Genomic DNA, 19,384 nt, shown 5'->3' with positions numbered 1-19,384 from the left:
CGGTCTGGGGAAGTTTGCTGAGACGTCAGCGGGATACACCTCAGGAAGGTGCCGAACGCATCGAAAAGAGCGGTTCGGGCGGTTTGCAGCGGGGGTTCTTGGGCAGTTTTCCACAAAGGGCGCGTTCAGGACTGGGCAGGTTCGTGATCTTCTGGCAGATTAGAACGCGTTGCCGGGGGCAACATTTGACGCAACGTGAGGACGCGAGTCCTGGACCGGGCGAGCTGGTTGCGGGGCAACTGGATGAAGGGGTGAACGGTGGCAACAGACACAAGTGACGCGGTGGACAACCTGGAGAAGGAGCTCGTCACGTTGGCACGTCGGCTGCGCGGTCTGCAGCGGACGCTGTCCGACGAGGCGCACCCGGACCTGGAGCCGGCACAGTACGCGTTGCTGAACCACGTGGAAGAACTGGCGCCGGTGCGGATGGCCGACCTGGTGGCAGCGCTCGAGGTGGACAAGGGACCGGTCAGCCGGGCCTGCGCGCGACTGGAGGAAGAGGGCCTGCTGAAGCGGGCGGCCGACAAGTCGGACGCGCGTGCGACCCTGCTGACGCTGACCGCGGCCGGCAAGCGCAAGCTGACCGCGGCCCGGAAGAAGCGGCACAAGGTGATCGAGGACCTGCTCAAGGACTGGTCGCCGTCGCAGGTGAAGACCTTCGCCACCCAGGTGTCGAAGTTCAACAAACTGGCCAACTGACGATCGTTGCCTCAGGCCCAGGTCTGGTGGTGCGGCCCCCGGAGAGCTGAGGGCTCCGGACGCTCCACTACCACCTCCTGCCTCCCTCGCCATTTCAGAGGTGAACCTCGGCGGTTGTCCCTTCGCCCGTCGCATGCGGGGGGGCGAAGGGTGCACCTGAGAGGTGAACCCGCAAATGTGCGGGACCGAGACGAGGCGGCTGTGCGGATGGGCAGCACGCTGCTAACGTGCGAGCGTGCTGCTCTCCGACCGTGACATCCTGTCCGAGCTCGACGCGAAACGGGTCCAGCTGGACCCGTTCGACGCCGCGATGGTGCAACCGTCGAGCGTCGACGTACGGCTGGACCGGTTCTTCCGGGTCTTCGAGAACCACCGGTACCCGCATATCGACCCGTCCGAGGAACAGCCGGACCTGACCCGGCTGGTGGAACCCGACGGCGAGGAACCGTTCATCCTGCATCCCGGTGAGTTCGTCTTGGGATCGACCTACGAACTGGTCACGCTCCCCGACGACGTCGCCGCCCGCCTCGAGGGCAAGTCCTCCCTCGGCCGCCTCGGCCTGCTCACGCACTCCACCGCCGGCTTCATCGACCCCGGCTTCTCCGGCCACGTCACCCTCGAGCTCTCGAACGTCGCCACCCTCCCGATCAAGCTGTGGCCCGGCATGAAGATCGGCCAGCTCTGCTTCTTCCGCCTCTCCTCCCCCGCCGAAAACCCGTACGGCTCCGCCAAGTACGGCTCCCGCTACCAGGGCCAACGCGGGCCCACCCCGTCCCGCTCCTACAAAAACTTCCACCGCACCGACATCTGACCAACGACAAAGGGCCCCGGGGAATCCCCGAGGCCCTTTTCGATGGATCAGGCGGTCGCCTTGATGAAGACGCAGACCGAGTCGAGCTCGTTGGTGACGGTGTAGTCCCCGTGCGGCTGCTGGCTGTACACACCGCCGTACGGCGAGACCGACGACGGCGATCCGATCTTGCCGTCGAAGAGCGAGAGGTCGCCGTTCCCGGTGCTCCGGCTGTCCGATGGTGAATCCCCGTCGGACGGGGTGTCACCGGCAGTCGGGCTGTCGCCGTCCGACGGCGTACTCCCGGTCGACGGGCTGTCGCTCGAGCTCGGGCTCCCCGACGGCCCGGCGCTCGGCAGGTCCGCACCGGTCTTCGCGTCCAGCAGGACCGACTGCGCCTCGGTCTGGGCGTACAGCACGCCGTGGTAGGCGGCGGTGATCTTCGGGACGACCCGGTTCCCGGAATCGCTGGAGAAGCCCCACGTCTTCTTCCCGGTCGTGTCGTCGAAGCCCATGATCGTGTCCGCGCTGTTGTTGCCCTGCCCGTGGCTGACACAGGCAACAGAAGTCGCCTCGTCCGCGAGGCACTCCCACCCGTTGCCGGAGTCGGTCCCCTTCGCCGGCATCGGGGTGGTCACCACCGCACCGGTCGAGAGGTCGAGCGCATAGATGGCGGCGACGTAGGTCCCGTTGTCGTAGTCGGTGTACTTCATGCCGTAGAAGTAGGCGTGCTTGCCGGTCCCGGCGATTCCGTCGTACGCGGTCTGCAGCGGCGCGAGCTGCTTGGTGATCTTTCCGCTCGCACCGTCGGCGAGCACCATCGCAGCGTCGTTGGACTTGTCCGTCTTGGCCGGCTTCTGGGCTCCGATCACGCCGTTGTGCACCGCGGCCGGGGCAATTCCGGGGATCAGTGTGGCCTTCTTGGTGGCCGGGTCGGCGAACAGCGTCGCGGCGGCCGGTCCGCCGTACGACATCGTGCCGCCGACCTGGACGGCGACCTGCCCGCTCTCGACGTCGTACGCCACCTTCGCGATCGAGGGCTGCTCGTCCGTGGCCTTGGTCGAGGTCTCGGCCAGCTTCTGGCCGGTCGAGACGTCCACCCAGCGCACGACGATCAGGCCCTGCGGCTTCTGCGTGCCGTTGCCCTTGTCGGTCTCGGAGTAGACGACGACCGCGACGTCCTTGCCGTCGACCTTCACCGCCTTCACCGGCACCCGGCTGTTGATCGTGGTGGTCGCGGCCGGCGCGGCCTGGACCGACCAGGTCTTGCTGGGATCGGTGACGTCGTGCCCGGTGAGGACCTTCTTGTCGCTGGCGACGGCCACCTTGCCGACGAGCGCGACGTCCGCGGGGTTCAGCGTGGCCGCGGTCGGGTCCTTGATGACCGGATACGCCGCGCCGATGGCGAAGGACTTCGGCGGGTCGAAGGTGGGAATGCTCGGGGCGGTGGGGGAGGCGGAGGAGGTGGACTTGTCGCCGCTGTTGTTGTCGGAGCCCGAGTCGGACTTCTTGTCGCCGCCGCAACCCGCGAGCAGGATCAGGGCTGCGGTGACAGCTGTGGTTGCCACCATCGGACGCAACATCGTTGGTTTCTCTCCCAGGTCGACCGAGAATGATCGACTGAACGCTAGCAGTGTTCGTGGGTCGGCCCGGGAGTTATCCACAGGCGTTGCACCAAGCTGCAGTTTCCTGCTATTCGCGCCCTCCGGGGACGGGGCCGATCAGTCCGAGCCGTTCCAGCAGCGTGTACAGCCCGGTCGCAGGCCTGCCCGGCGTGGGGATTGCGGCTTTCGGTGCTGTGGGCATCGAAATCACGCCGGGCCTGGTGGGGGCGCCGAGGACGAGGGTCTCGTTCACCGGACGATGGAGAGGCCGGTCCCGCGGTGGCGCGCGGGCGGGGTCGGGTCGGTGAGGTGCCGGGAGGTGGGTTCCAGCTTGTCGGCGAGACGGCGGAGGGCGCCGGCCAGGCCTTCCCGTGGGCCGGTGCGCGGCTTGCGCTCGGCGCGTTGGGCCCTGCCCTCGGCGGCGCGCAGCTGCTCGGCGACGCGGTAGCGGGCGATTTCCTGGTGTTCGGTGATCATGGTGGTGCTCCCCTCGCTCAGTCCCCGTGTGATGGTTTTCGGCAGTGCTTCGCCCAGGTCCCGCCCCCAGTGGCGGGACCTTGTGCGGTAGTGAAGAGGTCAGACCTTGACGACGGTGATGTCGCCGGAGACGGTCCGGGCGCGCAGCATCAGGGCGCGCTCGCCCTCGGCCGGCTTCTCGCCGGGCTCGAGGTCGCACCGGATGCGTCCGGTGACGGTCTTGAGGTCGAGGTACGTCGGGAGTCCGTCCGGGACGCCGATCTGGACGTCGCCGCGGGCCGTCTCGGCCTGGACGCTCGGTCCGTCGGCGATCTCGACCTTGACGTCGCCGGAACCGGAGGTGGCGACCGAGTGGTCGCGGATCCGCTCGATCGTGATGCTTCCGGAGCCGACCTTGACGGAGGTGGGACCGGCGGCGTCGCCGATCGTGACGTCACCGGAGCCGGTGCTCAGGCCGAGCGCGTCGCCGGCCTCCTCGATGTCGATCGAGCCGGAGCCGGTACTGGCCCGGACCGCACCGTCGGCGCGGCCGATCTTGACGTCGCCGCTGCCGGTGTTGACACCGACCTCGCTCTCGGCCGACGCCAGCCGGATATCACCGGAGCCGGTCGCGAGCCGCGCCGAGCCGAGCGGTACGTCGGCCATGATGTCGCCGGACCCGGTCGACACCCGGGCGTCGAGCACCGCGGAGGTGGCGATCCGGACCGTGATCTCCGGTCCGCGCCGGACGTTCCGCGGGCTCTCGATGACCAGCTCGCCGCCTCGGACCTCGCAGATCACGCCTTCGTCGTCACCGTCGACCTCCATCGAGACCAGGGTGCCCTCGCTGTCGGGGTTGGGCCCGATCTCGACCAGTCCGGAGCCGATCTCGATCCGGATCCGGTCGATCCGGTCGTTCTCGTCGTCGTTCAGCTGGGTCGCGCTGTGCTCGCTCATTCCGCCCATCCCGTCACTCGCTGACCCGGTCCGTGTCCGCCACGGCGCCGGTCCTTGTCTTCGCGCCGCCGGTCCTTCTCCTCGCGGCGCCGTTCGCGGTCGTCGCGGCGGCGGTCCCGGCCGCGGTCGGTGCCGAACACGCCCTCGTCGCCGAACGGGCCGTTCGGACCGAAGACGCCGTTCGGGCCGAAGACGCCGTCGGGGCCGAGTGGTCCGTTCGGGCCCAGCGGGCCCTCGGGGCCGAACACCGGGCCACGCGGCGGGCGCGGCGGCCGGGGCGGACGCTGGCCGCGGCGGCCGGCGCTGAGCTCGGTCATCACGGTGCGCATCAGCCACGCGTTCGAGGAGATGCCCTCGGCGTCGGCGGCTTCGTCCACCTTGTTCTTGATCGACATCGGCAGCCGCAGCGTGATCCGCGCGGTCGGCTCGTCGGCGTCCGGCACGAACTGCTCGCCGGTCACGTCCTGGACGTCGTCCTCGAGGTCGTCGTCGGTCTCGTCCGGACCGGTCAGCTGGCTGGGTGCCGGCGTGACCACGAACTCCGGGCGGCCGCCGGCCATCCGGAGCTCGACCGAGCCCGGGGACAGCTCGCGGCTGATCTCCCCGGCGGCGTCGGACAGGGCTGAGATGAGGGCCAGGCGGCCCGCGTCATCCAGCGTGGCCCCGAGGCGCTGTGCCACGGAGCGGGTTTGCTCGTCGGCCAGGGCGGTCGCGTTCTCGACGCTCCGCCGGACCGACTCGAGGTAGTGGTCAAGTTCCATGACAGCAAGCATGACGTCATCGTGACGTCACTGTCAACCCCCGTGATGTCATGACGCCGCCGAATTGGCGTCAGGGCAGAATGCCTCCATGAGCAGAGGCGTACTGATCACCGGTGCATCCAGGGGTGTCGGCGCGGCCGCGGCACGGGCGTTCGCGGCAGCGGGCGACCGCGTCGTGCTGCACTGCCGCGGTGCCGTCGACCGGGCGAACGCGATCCGCGGGGAACTGCCCGGCGACGGGCATGCGGTGGTCGCCGCGGACCTCGGCGATCCGGCCGCAATCCCTGCCCTGGTTGCGGAATCGGCCGCGGCGCTCGGGCGGATCGACGTACTGGTGAACAACGCGGCGATGTTCGTCGACGAGCCGGTCGCGGGGTCCCGGCGGGTCGGTCACCCGCTGGCCGAGACGTCGTACGACGAGTGGGTCGCCACGTGGCGCCGTACGCTCGCGGTCAACCTGGAAGGCGCCGCGCACGTGACCTGGTGCGTCGCCCGGCAGATGCTCGACACGGACCCCGCCGCGGGCGTACGGCGGGGCGCGATCGTGAACGTCGGCTCCCGCGGGGCATACCGCGGGGAGCCCGACGTCCCGGCGTACGGCGCCTCCAAGGCGGGACTGCACGCGCTCGGGCAGTCCTTGGCGGCATCATTGGCGCCGTATGACATCACCGTGACGTCAATCGCACCCGGCTTCATCGCCACCGACATGACCGAGGGCTTCCTCGCCGGGCCGGGCGGCGACGCGATCCGCGCGCAGAGCCCGTTCGGCCGGGTCGCGACCGCCGACGAGGTCGGCAACGCGATCCACTGGCTCGCGTCAGCCGAGGCGAACTGGGCGAGCGGCGCGGTCCTCGACTTCAACGGGGCGTCGTACCTGCGTTAGGACGACGGCGGCAACCGTCCACACCGCTGCGAGCACGGCCATCGAGAACACGTCGCCCTGTTCCTCGTCGAAGAGCAGGATCAAGCCGAGGTTCACCGCCGCGTGCGCGGCCGTCGCGACCAGGAGGTTGGTACGGCGGGCACCCTGCAGCACCGCGCCCATCACCACGGACAACGCGACGGCCATCACCACGAACAGCCCCATGTAGAGCAGACCGTTGGCGAACCCGCCGATGTGCCAGAAACCCCACAGCACGCCGACGATCAGCGAGGAACGCAGTACCGAGAACCGGGTCTGCAGGTACGGCTGCAGGTACGCGCGCCAGCCGAGCTCCTCCCCGGCCGCGCCGACGATCATTGTCAGCACCAACACTCCGAACGGGAACGGCAGGCTCTCCGCCCGCCACGGCCGCCCCGCGATCACATGCACCAGCACCGACACCAGCATCGCCGCGACCACGACGCCCACCACCAGCGCGCTCCGCCCGGCTGCGACCCGGACGGGCGTGAACCGCGCGTCGACCCTCGTCGCACGGCGGAACGCCAGGAACATCACGCCCACGCCGAGCGCCGGCGCGAACTGCACCAACTGGATCAGGTCCGGACTGGGGCCGGTCGCCGACTGCAGCGCGTTCAAGATCCCGCTGAACACCATCGTGGCCAGATAGAAGACCACCACCCGCAAGAACACTGCTACTCCTGATTGAGATAGGGCGCGATCATCAGGTCGAGCTGCTCGGCGAGGAACCCGGTCAGCGAGCCCCAGCCGTTCACCGCCCAGACCTGGAGCGCGCCGTTGAAACAGACAAGGGTGTGCCGCGCCAGCGCCGGTACGTCGGTGCCGGCGCGGAGCTCCCCGGCCTCGACCGCGGCCCGGTAGAACCGGTCGCAGCTGTCGACGATCGCGGCCGAGTGCGCCAGCGCGTGCCGCCGGAACTCCGGGTCCGCGACGTCGAGCTGGACGAAGCCGAGACCGTTGCCGAGCTGTTCGCGGTGCTCGATGTGGGCGACCGCGGTCAGCGCGAAGTCCCGGAGGGTGGCCAGCGGCGAGCTGTTCCGCCCGGCCACCTGCTCGGCGAGGCGCTGCACCATCAGCGGGGACCGGGCGGCGGACGCGAGCAGCAGTCCGCGCTTCGATCCGAACCGCTGCATCAGGGTCGGCGGGGCCAGTCCGACGCGCGCCCCGACCGCCGCGAGGGTGAGTTTCACCGGCCCGAGCTCGGCCAGCACCTCCCGCGTCGCGTCCAGGATCACGTCGTCGCTCACCAGCCGTGGCCGGGCCATCGCGCCGCCTCCGAGTTTGTGAATGACCATTCGCTAATAATCGGGATCGTAACAGATCCTTGTTGGATCAGTTAGTCAGTGACAACGGGTGAGGTTTCGGATACTGCTTTCGGCCTGCCGAAGGCGGTCCGGGACGCGATCCCGCCGTCCGGCTGCACCCGTCCGTGGCCGGGCTCGTCGTACCAACGGGAGCCTCTTCATGCGTTTCGCCCGCATCACCCTGGGCCTGCTGCTGGCACTGTCAGGCCTGGTGGCCACCGTCGCCGGGGCCGTCGCGGCCTTCTGGCTGGTCGGCCCGGACAACACGATCACGACCCCGCACCGCGAGCTCGCCAGCAAGGGCCTCGCCCTGGTCAGTACGCCGGCGCTGCTCGACCGGCACGGTCCGACGCTGCACGTCAGCGTGTCCGGCGACAAGCCGCTGTTCGTTGGCATCGCCCAGGATCTCGACGTCCGCGACTACTTCGCCGGCGTCGCGCACACGCAGGTGGTCCGGTTCGGGCTGCCGGCCGCGTTCGGCACCGAGGAGGTGCGTGGCCGCACCAACAAGCTCACCCCGCCGGGCGAGCTGGACTGGTGGGTCGCACAGTCCGCGCCCGGTGCGCAGTCCCTCAGCTGGCCGGTCCAGGACGGGCGGTACGACGTCGTCGTGATGAACGCGGACGGTACGCCGGCGGTCGGCGCGCAGGTCACGTTCGGCCTGCAGGTGCACCGGCTGTTCGGCATCTGCCTGCTGATTCTCGGGGCCGGTGTGCTGGTGCTGGCGTTCGGCGTGGCGCTGCTCCGGCGGCGTCGCCCGGCGGTGCGGGAGGAGATCACGGACACGCGGGAGATCCCGGTCATCACCACCCGGATCCCGGTGCTGGTCTCGACCGCGCCCGCGGACCTGCCGATCATCGCCGAGGAGGACGACGACCCGGCGTACCGTGTGTCGCCCTTCCACCCCGACCGCGTGAGCCCGTTCGCTCCCCTCCCGGAAGAAGAGGAGGAGCCTGCTGCAGCGGTGGTCGTTGAGGAAGAGCCGGCCCCTGTCGAGCCCGAACCAGTTGTACTTCCCGTTCCTGTTGCGCTGCCGGCGGCGCCGATGTTCATGTCGGCGGCTGCGGTCCAGCGGGCGAAGGCGCCGGTGCTGATCGGCGCCGGAGCGCGGTACGAGGAGCCCGAGCAGACGCCCGACGACGAGGTCGTCCCGCTGGCCGACTCGCCGGAGTTCGTGAAGAGCGACGAGGCCGTCCGCCGTACCGCCGCCCTGCTCGCCAGCGGCGCCCTGTTGCTGACGACAACGAGCTGCGGCCTGCTCCCGCCGAAGAACAGCTTCGCCGTCGCGGACACCCGCCCGGCCGTCACGCTCGCCGACGCGCAGGCCGTCGTCCAGCGCTACAACCAGCTCAACAACCAGGCGAACCGGACCCGGGACGCGAAGATCTCCGCGTCGATCGAGGGCAACCCGACCCTCGCGCAGACCCAGGCGGGTTTCGCGATCGGCCGTAAGCTCGACGCGGCCGGCAAGGAGGTCTCGAAGCCGTTCAGCTACACGAACCCGGAGATCGGCGCCCCGCAGTTCGCGTCGTACCCGATGCGGTTCGTGGTCAGCTCCGGCGTGTCGAACGCGCCGGGCAGCCGGCAGCTCGGCGTCTGGCAGCGGCAGAGTGCGGGCTCCCCGTGGCTGCTGACACACTCGGTCTACCCGACGAAGGCGGTCCAGGTGCCGTCCCTCGACGGCCTGCGGACGCCGGACACCGCCGACCTCAATCTGCTCCGCGCGCAGCCGTCCGCGGTCGCGAAGGACCTCGCGGAGTACCTGTCCGCCGGCGCGAAAGCTCCGCAGGCGCAGGCGTTCGCGAGTTCGCCGAGCCTGAAGAGCCTGCTCGACCTGCGGACGAAGACGCGGGCCTCGGACACCGCCGAGCCGTACATCGCGAGCGTCACCGACGCGTTCCTCCCGTCCGGCAACCCGCTGACGTTCATCACCGCGGACGGCGACGCGCTGGTGTTCCTGTCGCTCAGCGAGCAGTACCTGCAGCGCGTCGAGCCGGGCTCGAACGCGTACTGGACCAGTGGCGAGGCGACCGCGTTCAGCAGCATGGTCAAGTACACGCAGAGCCTGCACCAGGACTACCTGCACCAGGTCGCGCTGGTCATCCCGACGAAGGCGTCCGGCAAGCAGATCCAGGTGCTGTCGATCGACCCGCAGTTGGTCGGCGCCGGCGGTCTCTAAAATATCAGGTAAGCGATTGCCGAAAGATAGTTTCTACTGATTGACTCCCGGGGTCAGGTTTTCCCATCCGCCCGGGAGTACCAGTGGAGCTCACCCGTCGCTGCCTGCTGTCCGCCGTTCCCGCCACCGCTCTGCTCACCGCGGTCCGGCCTGCTTCGACCGCGTACGCCGCCGAACCCAACGTGCTGCTGACGAACATGATCGCGATCTGTGCCGGTACGGCGGAGTCGAACGCCCGGCCCGAGGTCGCCGCCAAGGTCGCCGCGATCGACAGCACCGCCCGGACCTGGCTGGCCGCCCTCGACCGCGCCGGCACCGGCGAGCTGTTCGCCGGCCTCCCGCTCGGCACCAGCGACCCGAACCTGAGCTCGTCGTACCAGCACCTGTACGAGATCGCGCTCGCCTACCGCCGTCCCGGCGCCGCGGCCGATCTACGGACCGCCGCCGTCCGCGACAAGATCCTGAACGGCCTGGTCTGGCTGCACGACAACTACTACGGCGACCAATCCAAGGGGTACTACGGCAACTGGTTCACCTGGGAGATCGGCATCTCGGCGTTCGTGTCGAAGACGCTCGCGCTGATCGACGCACCGGCCGACCTGACCACGACATACGTCGCCTCGATGGACGCGTATCTGCGGAACGGGAAGAACGGCGACGTCGACCTCGACTCGCGGTTCCACACCGGCGCGAACCTGGTCGACATCACCGCGAACCGGGTCCTCCAGGGCGCGCTGCTGGCCGACGACGCGCGGATCCGGAAGGCGCTCCAGGACCAGTTCACGGTGTTCGCGACCGTCGACCCGTACAACCTGCAGCACGGCGTCACGGACGGGTACTACGCCGACGGCTCGTTCATCCAGCACGCGTCGGTGGCGTACACGGGTTCGTACGGGAAGGGTCTGCTCAGCCGGGTCGTACAGACGATCAAGGTGCTCGCGGGCACGGAGTACGCGCAGGGCGACGACCTGGTCGGGGTGGTGCAGGGCTGGGTCGAGCACGGGTTCGCGCCGCTGATCTTCGAGGGCTGGATGATGGAGATCGTCAAGGGTCGCGCGGTGTCCCGGACCGGCACCGGGTACGACGACGTCGCGGTCGTCGTGGAGGCGATCGTGGACCTCGCCGACTACGCAACCGGTACCGACGCGGGCCGATTGAAGGCGTTCGCGAAGTTCACCGCGCGGCCGACGATCAACGTGAACAGCTTCGTGTCGCCGGTCAGCGTCGGGCGGTTCGCGGACCTCAAGGCCGACGCGTCGATCGTGCCGGCCGACCTCAACCCGGCGGCACTCAGTACGGCGTTCAACGCGATGGACCGGACCGTACACCGGCGGCCCGGGTACGCGTTCGCGCTGGCGCGGAACTCGTCGCGGATCAGCAAGTACGAGTACATGAGCGGGGAGAACCTGCTGCCCTGGTTCCAGGGGGACGGGGCGCACTACCTGTACCTGTCCGGGCAGGACCAGACGCAGGCGTTCGGCATCGACTACTTCACCACGGTGTCGCCGTACGCGCTCGGTGGCGTGACCGCGCCGGTCGAGACCCGCAAGTCGGTGCCGGAGCTGTACGGGACGGCGTACTACGACAACGCGGCCGCGGGCTTCACGGCGTCGTCCGAGTCGCAGAACACCTACGTGTACTTCCCGGTCGGGACGAACACGTACTCCGGCGGCGCGACGCTGGACGCGTACGGCGCGGCCGGGTGGGTGCAGTCGGACGACTTCGCGTACGCGTCGCGGCGGGACCTGCCTGCGGACTTCGTCGTGTACAAGAACGCGTCCGCGACCAAGTCGTGGTTCCTGCTGGACGACGAGATCGTCGTACTCGCCGCCGGCGTCGGCGACCCGACCCGCGCCGTCACCACGACCCTCGACACCCGCATCGCGTCCGCCGCCGCGCCGGTGGACGTCTCGCGGTCGTCGCGGTGGGTCCGCTACACCGACGGAACAGTTGCCGTCGGCTACTACTTCCTGCAGGAGGCGGACGTCGCCGCGCAGGTGGAGAAGGTGACGCGGAGCCGTCGAGTCGTGCGTACGTCGAACCCGGACACCGCCGTCACCAAACAGGTCTTCGCCCTCACTCACGCCCAGCCGCCGGGGCGCAAGCACACACTGGCGTACGCATTGGTGCCCAACGCAACAGAATCCGCGTTGAACGCCTACCGGCACGGCCGTCTCACGCTGCTCACCAACACGACCAGGCTGCAGGCGATCCAGCACAACGGCCTGCACCTGACCGCCGCGAACTCCTTCAGCCCCGGTCTGCACCATCTGCCCGGGCTCACCGTCGACGGTCCCGCTTCGCTGCTCGTCCGACGCGCCGGCGCGACGGTGAGCGTTGCCGTGTCCGATCCCACCACGGGGCGCGACAACATCACGGTCAACCTGCCGGCGCAGTACCTGAAGGCCTCCGCGCCGGTCGACGGAGTACAGGTGACGCGGACCGTCACCGGGACCCGCATCACCTTCACTACTCGGCACACCTACGGGAGCAGCCTCGCCGTCAGGCTTCTTCCAGCTTGGTGATCAGCGCCTGCATCGTGCGCAGCGTGGTGCGGAGATCGTCGATGTCGACGGTCTCCGCCAACTCCGACGTCCACGGGTGCTGCGCGACCGCGATCTGCCGGATCGCGTAGTACCCGGCCTCGGTACAGGCGAGCAGTTTCGCCCGCCGATGCGCCGGGTTCGGCCGGTACTCCGCGAGACCGCGTTCGACCAGCAGATCCGCGATCCGCTGCACGCCCTGCCGGCTCACGCCCATGATCCGGCCGACGTCAGCGACCGAGTGCGGCTCCCGCAGTACGCCGCCGAGCACCTGCCACCACGCCGCCGTGAGGCCGCCGTTCGCGGCCATCCCCTGCGCTGCCTCCATCAGCCGCGCATTCAGCCGGAAGGTGGCCAGCACGACGTCGGTCAACGCCGCACCACCTTCCGACTGCGGGCCTGGCGTCGGCCACTCGTCCCGCGGCGGCGTCTCGTCCTTGCGCGTCATCCCACCAGCGTCGCGTAGGCGGCCGGGTCCGCACGGTGGAACACGCCCTCGTACGCCTCCAGCTTCCGCTCGTCCGCCAGCCCGAGCCGCTCGAGCACCGCCCGCGCGAACTGCACCGGCGAGTCCGGCCCCGCCGTGATCAGGTCCCCACCGATCACCGCGCGCGCATCGACGTACCCGTCCGCGCCCTGATACCCCGTCGCCTGCAGGTACTCCTTGGCCGCGCTCGTGTGCTTCCGCCCGTCCAGCAACCCCGCCCGAGCCAGCCCCGCCGTCGCCCCACAGATCGCCGCCACCGGCACCCCGTCGTCGAGGAACCGCCCCGCCAACTTCGCAAACTCCTCCCCACCCCCGTTGTCCCACTCCCCCGACCCCGCCAGCACCAGCAGATCCCCGGCGTCCGGCCGCACGTCCGCGATCGTCACATCCGGCACAATCCGCAGCCCACCCATCGTGACAACGGCCTCAAGCGACTCCCCAACCGTCACCACCCGCCACGACTCCCCGGTAAACCGCCCGGTCCGCAACTCGACCGTCAGATACCCGATCTCCCAGTCCGCCAACGTCTCGTACACCGCCACATACGCTGTCCTCATAGACAACATGTTGTCATCGCGACAACATGTTGTCAACAAATCAGCTGCTTGCGGACTGGGCGACTGAGAGGGTGGTGGGATGGGTGTTCGGGTGGTGACGTTGGCGGACTGGGGTGGGTTTTGGCCGTTGGTGGAGGGGTTTGGGACGGCGTTTTCGGAGGAGGAGAGTCGGGGGTTCTTCGCGGAGTTGGTGGTGGATCCGCGGTGGGTGGCGTTGGGGTACGACGATGGTGGGCTGGTGGGGTACGCCGCGGTGCAGGACTACGGGACGCATCTGCGGGGTGGGGCGCGGCATCACGGGCGGTTGCACGATCTGTACGTCGTGCCGGAGCGGCGGGGTGGTGGGATCGGGCGGGAGTTGATGGCGGGCGTCGTGGAGTGGGCGTCGACGCGGGTGCGGTATCTGGAGTGGCAGGCGCATCACGAGCGGTCGGCGCCGTTCTACGAGGCGCTCGGGTATCGCGGGGAGCCGTGTCCGCAGCCGGAGTATCCGACGTTCGAGATCGACTTCAGAGCCTCAGCAACATAAGGCCGGCCAGGGCGGTTGCTGTAGCGGCGAGGTCCAGGGCGTGGCGTACGTCGATGGTTGCCAGCAGGTTGGTGGATGCGATCAGCGGGACGGTTTGCACCAACGACAGCAGGGATTGCAGCCGGGTGAGGTGTGATTTCGGCGTACTGCGGACGAAGACCGGCGCCAGGTGGGACGTGAAGAGGCCGACGCCCAGGCCCTGGACGAGCGTCGCGCCGACGGCCAGCGGGACGGACGGCGCGAGCGCCAGGTCGGCGATACCGAACGCCGCCAGCAGGCAACCGATGCCTCCGGCAACACCCGCGCGTGAGAACGTCCCGTACCGGGCTACCAGCAAGGCGACGAGCAGGCTGCCACATACGTTGCCTGCGACAACAAAACCAGCCTGACCGGCCGCCCAGCCGTGCGCGCGGGCGAGCAACGGAACACAGAGCGACGTCACCGGAAGAACGAACGCCGCCACCAGGCCGACGACACCGAGGATCATCCGCAGCACCGGATCCGCGAGCGCCACGCGCACCCCGTCCAGCGCGGCGCGCACGACGGACGGGCGGTCCGGCTGCGGCGGTACGTCGTACGGCGGTCGCAACATCAACAAAACAAGGAACAGAACGGCGAAGGTGGCACCGTCGACAACCAAGGCGCCGACGAGGCCGAGCGTTGCGACGAGCATCCCACTCAGCGGGCCACCCGCGAGCGTGATGACCTGGGTCGCGGACGTCCGCAGAGCCATTGCCCGAGGCAACTGATCGTCAGGGACGAACAAGCGCGGCAGTACGCCGGACGCCGGGATCGCGAAGGCGTCGACCGTGCCGACCGTGATCGACGTCGCCAGCAGTACGCCGGCCGACACCCCGCGGATCCCTACGACGACCGCGAGCAGGAAGCAGCACACACCGACGATCGCGGTGCAGGTGAGCAGCAGGCGGCGCGGCCCGAGGCGGTCGCCGAGGACGCCGCCGAGCAGCAGCAGTACGGCGCGCGGCAGGGTGAACCCGGTGAGGACGAGCGCGGCGACCCGCGGGCCGATGCCGGTCGCCGCCCAGCCGAGGGCGAAGAACAGCGCGGTGTCGCCGAACACCGAGAGGGTGGAGCCTGCCAGCCAGCCGTAGTACGCCCGGTTCACCCGTCCAGCCGGACGGGCATCACCAAGGTGGTGAACGTTCCCTGATCGGCCGACCGGACGACGACCGGCCGCGACGGATCACCGATCTCCAGCAGTACGTCGGGCCCCACGCTCGCCTCGAGGGCCGCGGCCAGCAGACTCGCGGTGAACCCGACCCGCACGGACCCGGTACCGATCACGTCGAGCCGCGCCTCGTCGCCGATCCGCAGCACTTCGGAGTCGATGTCAACGGCAACAATCTCCCGGCCCGCGAGGACGTCGAGCAAGCGCAGCCGGTCCACCACCACCCGGCAGGTCGGCGGCGCGAGCCCTTCGAGGATCTGCTGGTACGCCGGATACTCCGCCTCCACGACCGGCATCTCCCGCGACTCGTCACCCCGCACCAGGACCAGCCCGCCGTTCACCTCCAGCCGTACGACGTCCCCTGCCGCGACCCACCGGCTCGCCGCGGCAAGCTCCGCCGCGGGCACGAGTACCTGCCCGCTCGTCCCGCCGAACTCCACCGGCCGCACGGTCCGTACCGCCAGCCGGTACCGGTCCGTCGCCACGAACACGACTTCCTCGGGGGAGAACTCGACCAGCACACAACTCAAGGCAGGCGCCGAATCGTCGGAGGCAGCCGCCGGGGTGACCTGGCGGATGGCGCTGGCGAGTTCGGGTCCGCCGAGGAGGGTGGCGGACCGGTGCGAGAGGAGTTGGGTGAGGAGGCGGGTGGCGGCTTCCTGGGTGGCGGTGGACTTGGCCTGCAGGGTGCGGAGGTGGGCGCGGATCAGCTCGGCGACCTCGGCGGGCGGTGCGTCGAGGGCCTCGCGGACGTCCGGGAGCGGCAGGTCGATCTCGCGGAGGTCGCGGAGCAGCCGGGCGCGCGGCGCCTGGGACGGGTCGTAGTACCGGTAGCCGGTCGTCGCGTCGACCTCGGCGGGGAGGAGCAGGTCGCAGTCGTCGTAGAACCGCAGCGCACTCGGTGCCAGCCCCACCAGCCGTGCGAACTCACTGATCGTCATGCGTCTGACCCTCATCCCTGCACCCACTCGAAGGTCAACTCCGGAGCCGGCCCCACAGGCTGAGGGTCTTCCCGAAGCGCTCGCCGCGGATCCAGTCCAGGATCCCCTTCGCGCACCGCTCCGGGTTCACGTCCGACAGCACCGACCGCGGCACGTACTTGCGCAGCTCGGCCGCGTCCGCGACCGCCTCCTCGATCTGCACCGCGGGCCACCCCCGTGCCGCCAGCCGCTTCCGCCGTACGGCGTCCGGGCAGTCCAGGTGCAGCCACCGCCCCTCCGGCAGCTCGGTCGGCAGCCCCGGCGTGAGCAGCAGCACCGGGATGCCGGAGCGCCGGATCAGCTCGGTGATCCGCAACCACAGCGCGTTGTACGCCGGCCAGATCGGCGCCGCCGTCGGACTCGCGATCGAGATGCCGAGCAGCCGGCCGTTGTCGTCCAGCAGCTCGTCCATGTCCATCACGACCAGATTGCCCGGGTTGAGCCGGACCAGCTCCGGCACAACCGTCGACTTCCCCGAACCGGGCGCACCGGTCACCACGAACAACCTCGTCACGTACCTAGTGTGCGGTCATTCGACCAAAAGGCGCAGGGGAGGTCGTGCCTCGCCGGAAATCGTCGGGAGGCCGCTCGGTCCCGGAGTGACCGATCCGAGCACGCTCGCGTGCCGCGCGCCGGTACAACTGGGCACCGTCGCGCCGAGGCCGTGCACGGTCAGGAACCCGAGGACGGCGAACGCGTACGCCTCCTTCGCCGCCGACGGCATGCCCAACTCGTCGGTGGTCCGGACCGGTATCTCCAGCTCGTCCGCGAGCAGATGCATCAGCACCGGGTTCCGGATCCCGCCGCCGGACGCGACCACCTCGGTCCCGCCGTACCGCCGTACCGCATCGGCGACGGTCCGCGCCGTCAGCGTGGTCACCGTGGCGACCAGGTCCTCGGCCGGGATCACCGGCAGTCCTTCGAGGGCGTGCGCGACGTACTCGAGGTTGAACAGCTCCTTGCCCGTCGACTTCGGCGCCGGGCGGGCGTAGTACGGCTCGGCCAGCAGCCGGTCGAGCAGCTCGAGATGGACCTGCCCGCGGGCGGCCATCACCCCGTCCGCGTCGAACGCCTGCCCGGTCAGCTCGGTCACCACGGCGTCGACCAGCGCATTCGCCGGACCGGTGTCGAACGCGACCGGGTCGCCGTGCACGACGGTGATGTTCGCGATTCCGCCGAGGTTCAGCGCGACGGGTACGCCGGGACGCCCACGCAGCCACAGTACGTCGATGATGCTGACCAGCGGCGCGCCCTGACCGCCCGCGGCGACGTCCCGCGCCCGCAGGTCGGACACGACCGGTACGCCGGTGGCCTCCGCGATCCAGGCGGGCTGCCCGAGCTGCATCGTCCCGTGGACGACGCCGCCGTCGACCCAGTGGTACATCGTCTGTCCGTGCGACACGATCAGGTCCGCGTACCCGCCGCACAGCTGCTCGACCGCCTGCCGTGCGACCGCCGCGAACGCCTGCCCGATCCCGGTGTCGAGCCGGCAGACCTGCTCCATCGTGGTCGGCGCCGGCGGCAGCGCGGCCGCGACCGCCGCGCGGAGCTCGTCCGGATACGGCTGGCTGAGCATCCCCAGCGGCGTCAGGACCAGCTGGTCCCCGTCCAGCCGCAGGTCCGCGGCAGCGGCGTCGATCGCGTCGTACGACGTCCCGGACATCAGTCCGATCACTCGCATGTCACTCCCGTCGGTGGCCGGTCGCAACCTCCAGTCTCGGTCATCGACCCCGGGCCTTGACAGCCGGTGATCACGGATTGATGATCAGTGACGCTATACCGGTTTATCTCAGCCGTCATCACGGCCTCTCCGGCAGGCGGTGGGAGCTACTTAACCGATATAGCAACACCGCCCACCTTGACGAGGAGTCGATCAGCTCATGAAGCGAAGGACCCTGTTGTCAGCCCTGGCCGCCGGTACCGCCGCGGCCGCCACCGGTGCCGCGCTCCCGGCCGACGCGGCCGGCAAACGCCGCCCGCGCGCGAAGACCGGACCGGTGACCGTCGCGTACATCGAGGTCAACGACCACAGCATGCTGAGCGCCGGCAAGTACACGCTGGCCAACGGCGGCTCACAGGTGATCGACATCGCGGTGATCTTCGCCGCGAACATCAACTACGACGGCACCAAGGCGTACCTCTCGTTCAACCAGCAGGTCCAGAGTGTGCTCGACAACGTCGCGACCCAGGTCCGCCCGCTGCAGGCCAAGGGCATCAAGGTGCTGCTGTCGATCCTCGGCAACCACCAAGGCGCCGGCTTCGCGAACTTCCCGGACCAGGCGTCCGCGGACGCATTCGCCCAGCAGCTCGCGGACGCCGTCAACCAGTACGGCCTGGACGGGATCGACTTCGACGACGAGTACGCGGAGTACGGCAACAACGGCACCGGTCAGCCGAACGACTTCTCGTTCGTGTACCTGGTCCAGGCGCTCCGCGCGAAGCTGCCGAACAAGCTGATCACGCTGTACGACATCGGCCCGGCCGCGGACCGCCTGAGCTACAACGGCCAGAGCATCGCCGAGACCTTCAACTACGCGTGGAACCCGTACTACGGCACCTGGGGCGTCCCGGCCGGCCCGAGCGAGAAGTCCCGGCTCTCGCCCGCCGCCGTGTCGTACACCGCGACCAGCTCGTCCACCGCGGCAAGCCTCGCCCAACGGACGGTCAACGAGGGGTACGGCGTGTTCCTCACGTACAACCTGACCGAGGCGGACACATCGTCGTACATGTCCGCCTTCACCCAGAAGCTCTACGGCAGCAACACCGTCTACAACGCGTAGGTCCAGCCTGGCTGCCAGTTGAACGGCGCCTCGATCAGTTCCTCCATCGGTCGCCCGCTCCCGAGCAGGTGTTCCAGGGCCCACCTGTTCGCCGGAGTGCGCGACGACGAGGACCGTCGCGTCGGGGTACCACTGCTTGACGTCGGCCAGGAACGAGCGGGTCAGGTCGACGACATCGGCGTACGACTGGCCGTCGGGGAACGGGGTCCGGACGCGCTCGGCACGGGGGTCGAGCGCGTCCATCGGCGCGCCGTTCAGCATCCCGTAGTTGCACTCCCGCAGTCGCCAGTCCTGGAGATGCGGCGCGGTCAGCCCCGCGAGCTCGACGGTCTCCACCGCGCGCCGCAGGTCCGAGCTGAACACCACGTCGACATCCCGCCGCCGCTCCCCCAGCTCCGCCGCGAGCCGCCGCCCCTCGACGGACAGCTCACCCGGCAGCCATCCGGTCGCGAAGCCGGTCTCGTTGTCGACGGTGATCGAGTGCGTCTCGTATATCAGCCTGGGCATGGGGCCTCCCGGTCTGGACTGAGGAGCGGCGGGAGCGCAGCGACCAGAGCGACGAGGGAAGACCGGGAGGTCGAGCCCCATGACCCGCCGCGACGGAGTCGCGGCATTAATACTGTCACAGGTCACAGCAAACCCCCTTTGCCCTCATTACCGACGGGTAT

The 19,384-nt window shown here is 69.6% G+C and carries 19 protein-coding genes and 1 pseudogene; 7 read left to right on the top strand and 13 right to left on the bottom strand.

Translation table 11 applies throughout. The features are described from left to right. The first annotated feature begins 258 nt into the window (after positions 1-258). On the top strand, positions 259-699 hold the full coding sequence (locus tag ACXJJ3_RS23980) for a MarR family winged helix-turn-helix transcriptional regulator (protein WP_209696476.1): 441 nt from the start codon (positions 259-261) through the stop codon (positions 697-699). A 235-nt stretch (positions 700-934) separates the two neighbouring features. Beyond that, the gene (dcd, locus tag ACXJJ3_RS23975; protein WP_458164080.1) at positions 935-1,510 is read left to right on the top strand and encodes a dCTP deaminase; all 576 of its coding nucleotides are present in this window, start codon (positions 935-937) and stop codon (positions 1,508-1,510) included. Between the two features lie 47 nt (positions 1,511-1,557). Here dcd and ACXJJ3_RS23970 read toward each other — a convergent pair whose 3' ends face one another. The 4 genes from ACXJJ3_RS23970 to ACXJJ3_RS23955 all read right to left on the bottom strand — a co-directional run bounded on the left by ACXJJ3_RS23970 (position 1,558) and on the right by ACXJJ3_RS23955 (position 5,267). Beyond that, positions 1,558-3,060, bottom strand: a complete 1,503-nt coding sequence (locus ACXJJ3_RS23970; RefSeq protein ID WP_458164079.1) for a hypothetical protein — start codon at positions 3,058-3,060, stop codon at positions 1,558-1,560. Between the two features lie 282 nt (positions 3,061-3,342). Next, the gene (locus tag ACXJJ3_RS23965) at positions 3,343-3,570 is read right to left on the bottom strand and encodes a hypothetical protein (protein ID WP_458164078.1); all 228 of its coding nucleotides are present in this window, start codon (positions 3,568-3,570) and stop codon (positions 3,343-3,345) included. 99 nt (positions 3,571-3,669) lie between these two features. After that, positions 3,670-4,506 (bottom strand): DUF4097 family beta strand repeat-containing protein, encoded by an 837-nt coding sequence (locus tag ACXJJ3_RS23960; RefSeq protein WP_458164077.1) that lies wholly within the window; start codon positions 4,504-4,506, stop codon positions 3,670-3,672. Continuing rightward, complete coding sequence (locus ACXJJ3_RS23955; RefSeq protein ID WP_458164076.1) at positions 4,503-5,267, bottom strand: hypothetical protein; 765 nt, start codon at positions 5,265-5,267, stop codon at positions 4,503-4,505. Before ACXJJ3_RS23955 ends, ACXJJ3_RS23960 begins: the two co-directional genes overlap by 4 nt. A gap of 88 nt (positions 5,268-5,355) precedes the next feature. On the opposite strand from ACXJJ3_RS23955, the gene ACXJJ3_RS23950 reads away from it, so the two are divergent. Then, on the top strand, positions 5,356-6,150 hold the full coding sequence (locus ACXJJ3_RS23950) for an SDR family NAD(P)-dependent oxidoreductase (protein ID WP_458164075.1): 795 nt from the start codon (positions 5,356-5,358) through the stop codon (positions 6,148-6,150). Here ACXJJ3_RS23950 and ACXJJ3_RS23945 read toward each other — a convergent pair. Beyond that, positions 6,085-6,840: a CPBP family intramembrane glutamic endopeptidase gene (locus ACXJJ3_RS23945; RefSeq protein WP_458164074.1), complete on the bottom strand. Its 756-nt coding sequence runs from the start codon at positions 6,838-6,840 to the stop codon at positions 6,085-6,087. The two genes, ACXJJ3_RS23950 and ACXJJ3_RS23945, sit on opposite strands and share 66 nt — an antisense overlap. Positions 6,841-6,842: 2 nt before the next feature. Then, a complete protein-coding gene (locus ACXJJ3_RS23940) occupies positions 6,843-7,463 on the bottom strand; it encodes a TetR/AcrR family transcriptional regulator (protein ID WP_458164073.1) in 621 nt (206 codons plus the stop codon). A gap of 169 nt (positions 7,464-7,632) precedes the next feature. Here ACXJJ3_RS23940 and ACXJJ3_RS23935 point away from each other — a divergent pair, with 169 nt between their 5' ends. After that, entirely contained in the window at positions 7,633-9,651 is a 2,019-nt protein-coding gene (locus tag ACXJJ3_RS23935) for a hypothetical protein (protein ID WP_458164072.1), read from the top strand. Between the two features lie 83 nt (positions 9,652-9,734). Continuing rightward, on the top strand, positions 9,735-12,176 hold the full coding sequence (locus ACXJJ3_RS23930; RefSeq protein WP_458164071.1) for a polysaccharide lyase family 8 super-sandwich domain-containing protein: 2,442 nt from the start codon (positions 9,735-9,737) through the stop codon (positions 12,174-12,176). Here ACXJJ3_RS23930 and ACXJJ3_RS23925 read toward each other — a convergent pair. Continuing rightward, the gene (locus ACXJJ3_RS23925) at positions 12,154-12,642 is read right to left on the bottom strand and encodes a MarR family winged helix-turn-helix transcriptional regulator (RefSeq protein WP_458164070.1); all 489 of its coding nucleotides are present in this window, start codon (positions 12,640-12,642) and stop codon (positions 12,154-12,156) included. The two genes, ACXJJ3_RS23930 and ACXJJ3_RS23925, sit on opposite strands and share 23 nt — an antisense overlap. Next, positions 12,639-13,238: a DJ-1/PfpI family protein gene (locus ACXJJ3_RS23920; protein ID WP_458164069.1), complete on the bottom strand. Its 600-nt coding sequence runs from the start codon at positions 13,236-13,238 to the stop codon at positions 12,639-12,641. Before ACXJJ3_RS23920 ends, ACXJJ3_RS23925 begins: the two co-directional genes overlap by 4 nt. Positions 13,239-13,317: 79 nt before the next feature. On the opposite strand from ACXJJ3_RS23920, the gene ACXJJ3_RS23915 reads away from it, so the two are divergent. After that, complete coding sequence (locus ACXJJ3_RS23915; protein ID WP_458164068.1) at positions 13,318-13,767, top strand: N-acetyltransferase family protein; 450 nt, start codon at positions 13,318-13,320, stop codon at positions 13,765-13,767. Here ACXJJ3_RS23915 and ACXJJ3_RS23910 read toward each other — a convergent pair. From ACXJJ3_RS23910 to ACXJJ3_RS23895, 4 genes are read right to left on the bottom strand one after another with little or no spacing between them, the layout of a single operon-like run. After that, positions 13,748-14,893 (bottom strand): MFS transporter, encoded by a 1,146-nt coding sequence (locus ACXJJ3_RS23910; protein ID WP_458164067.1) that lies wholly within the window; start codon positions 14,891-14,893, stop codon positions 13,748-13,750. The two genes, ACXJJ3_RS23915 and ACXJJ3_RS23910, sit on opposite strands and share 20 nt — an antisense overlap. Then, positions 14,890-15,897 carry a DNA polymerase III subunit beta family protein gene (locus ACXJJ3_RS23905; protein ID WP_458164066.1) on the bottom strand — a complete coding sequence of 336 codons (1,008 nt, stop codon included), beginning with the start codon at positions 15,895-15,897 and terminating at the stop codon, positions 14,890-14,892. Before ACXJJ3_RS23905 ends, ACXJJ3_RS23910 begins: the two co-directional genes overlap by 4 nt. A 34-nt stretch (positions 15,898-15,931) precedes the next feature. Beyond that, complete coding sequence (locus tag ACXJJ3_RS23900) at positions 15,932-16,450, bottom strand: AAA family ATPase (RefSeq protein ID WP_458164065.1); 519 nt, start codon at positions 16,448-16,450, stop codon at positions 15,932-15,934. A 15-nt stretch (positions 16,451-16,465) separates the two neighbouring features. Then, a complete protein-coding gene (locus tag ACXJJ3_RS23895; RefSeq protein WP_458164064.1) occupies positions 16,466-17,617 on the bottom strand; it encodes an anhydro-N-acetylmuramic acid kinase in 1,152 nt (383 codons plus the stop codon). Positions 17,618-17,816: 199 nt separating this feature from the next. Here ACXJJ3_RS23895 and ACXJJ3_RS23890 point away from each other — a divergent pair, with 199 nt between their 5' ends. Continuing rightward, the gene (locus tag ACXJJ3_RS23890; protein WP_458164063.1) at positions 17,817-18,716 is read left to right on the top strand and encodes an endo-beta-N-acetylglucosaminidase H; all 900 of its coding nucleotides are present in this window, start codon (positions 17,817-17,819) and stop codon (positions 18,714-18,716) included. Between the two features lie 150 nt (positions 18,717-18,866). On the opposite strand, the pseudogene ACXJJ3_RS23885 reads toward ACXJJ3_RS23890, so the two are convergent. Further along, positions 18,867-19,223, bottom strand: a pseudogene (locus ACXJJ3_RS23885) (histidine phosphatase family protein); the annotation flags it as partial. Positions 19,224-19,384 lie beyond the last annotated feature (161 nt).

This window comes from Kribbella sp. WER1, from assembly GCF_054189145.1.
This window is presented reverse-complemented; position numbering and strand designations above follow the sequence as displayed.

Coding starts and splice junctions, on each gene's coding strand:
- ACXJJ3_RS23970 (WP_458164079.1), bottom strand. CDS start 3,060: ATGGTGGCAACCACAGCTGTCACCGCAGCCCTGATCCTGCTCGCGGGT.
- ACXJJ3_RS23965 (WP_458164078.1), bottom strand. CDS start 3,570: ATGATCACCGAACACCAGGAAATCGCCCGCTACCGCGTCGCCGAGCAG.
- ACXJJ3_RS23890 (WP_458164063.1), top strand. CDS start 17,817: ATGAAGCGAAGGACCCTGTTGTCAGCCCTGGCCGCCGGTACCGCCGCG.
- ACXJJ3_RS23950 (WP_458164075.1), top strand. CDS start 5,356: ATGAGCAGAGGCGTACTGATCACCGGTGCATCCAGGGGTGTCGGCGCG.
- ACXJJ3_RS23920 (WP_458164069.1), bottom strand. CDS start 13,238: ATGAGGACAGCGTATGTGGCGGTGTACGAGACGTTGGCGGACTGGGAG.
- ACXJJ3_RS23955 (WP_458164076.1), bottom strand. CDS start 5,267: ATGGAACTTGACCACTACCTCGAGTCGGTCCGGCGGAGCGTCGAGAAC.
- ACXJJ3_RS23915 (WP_458164068.1), top strand. CDS start 13,318: ATGGGTGTTCGGGTGGTGACGTTGGCGGACTGGGGTGGGTTTTGGCCG.
- ACXJJ3_RS23940 (WP_458164073.1), bottom strand. CDS start 7,463: ATGGTCATTCACAAACTCGGAGGCGGCGCGATGGCCCGGCCACGGCTG.
- ACXJJ3_RS23960 (WP_458164077.1), bottom strand. CDS start 4,506: ATGAGCGAGCACAGCGCGACCCAGCTGAACGACGACGAGAACGACCGG.
- ACXJJ3_RS23895 (WP_458164064.1), bottom strand. CDS start 17,617: ATGCGAGTGATCGGACTGATGTCCGGGACGTCGTACGACGCGATCGAC.
- ACXJJ3_RS23905 (WP_458164066.1), bottom strand. CDS start 15,897: ATGACGATCAGTGAGTTCGCACGGCTGGTGGGGCTGGCACCGAGTGCG.
- ACXJJ3_RS23925 (WP_458164070.1), bottom strand. CDS start 12,642: ATGACGCGCAAGGACGAGACGCCGCCGCGGGACGAGTGGCCGACGCCA.
- ACXJJ3_RS23935 (WP_458164072.1), top strand. CDS start 7,633: ATGCGTTTCGCCCGCATCACCCTGGGCCTGCTGCTGGCACTGTCAGGC.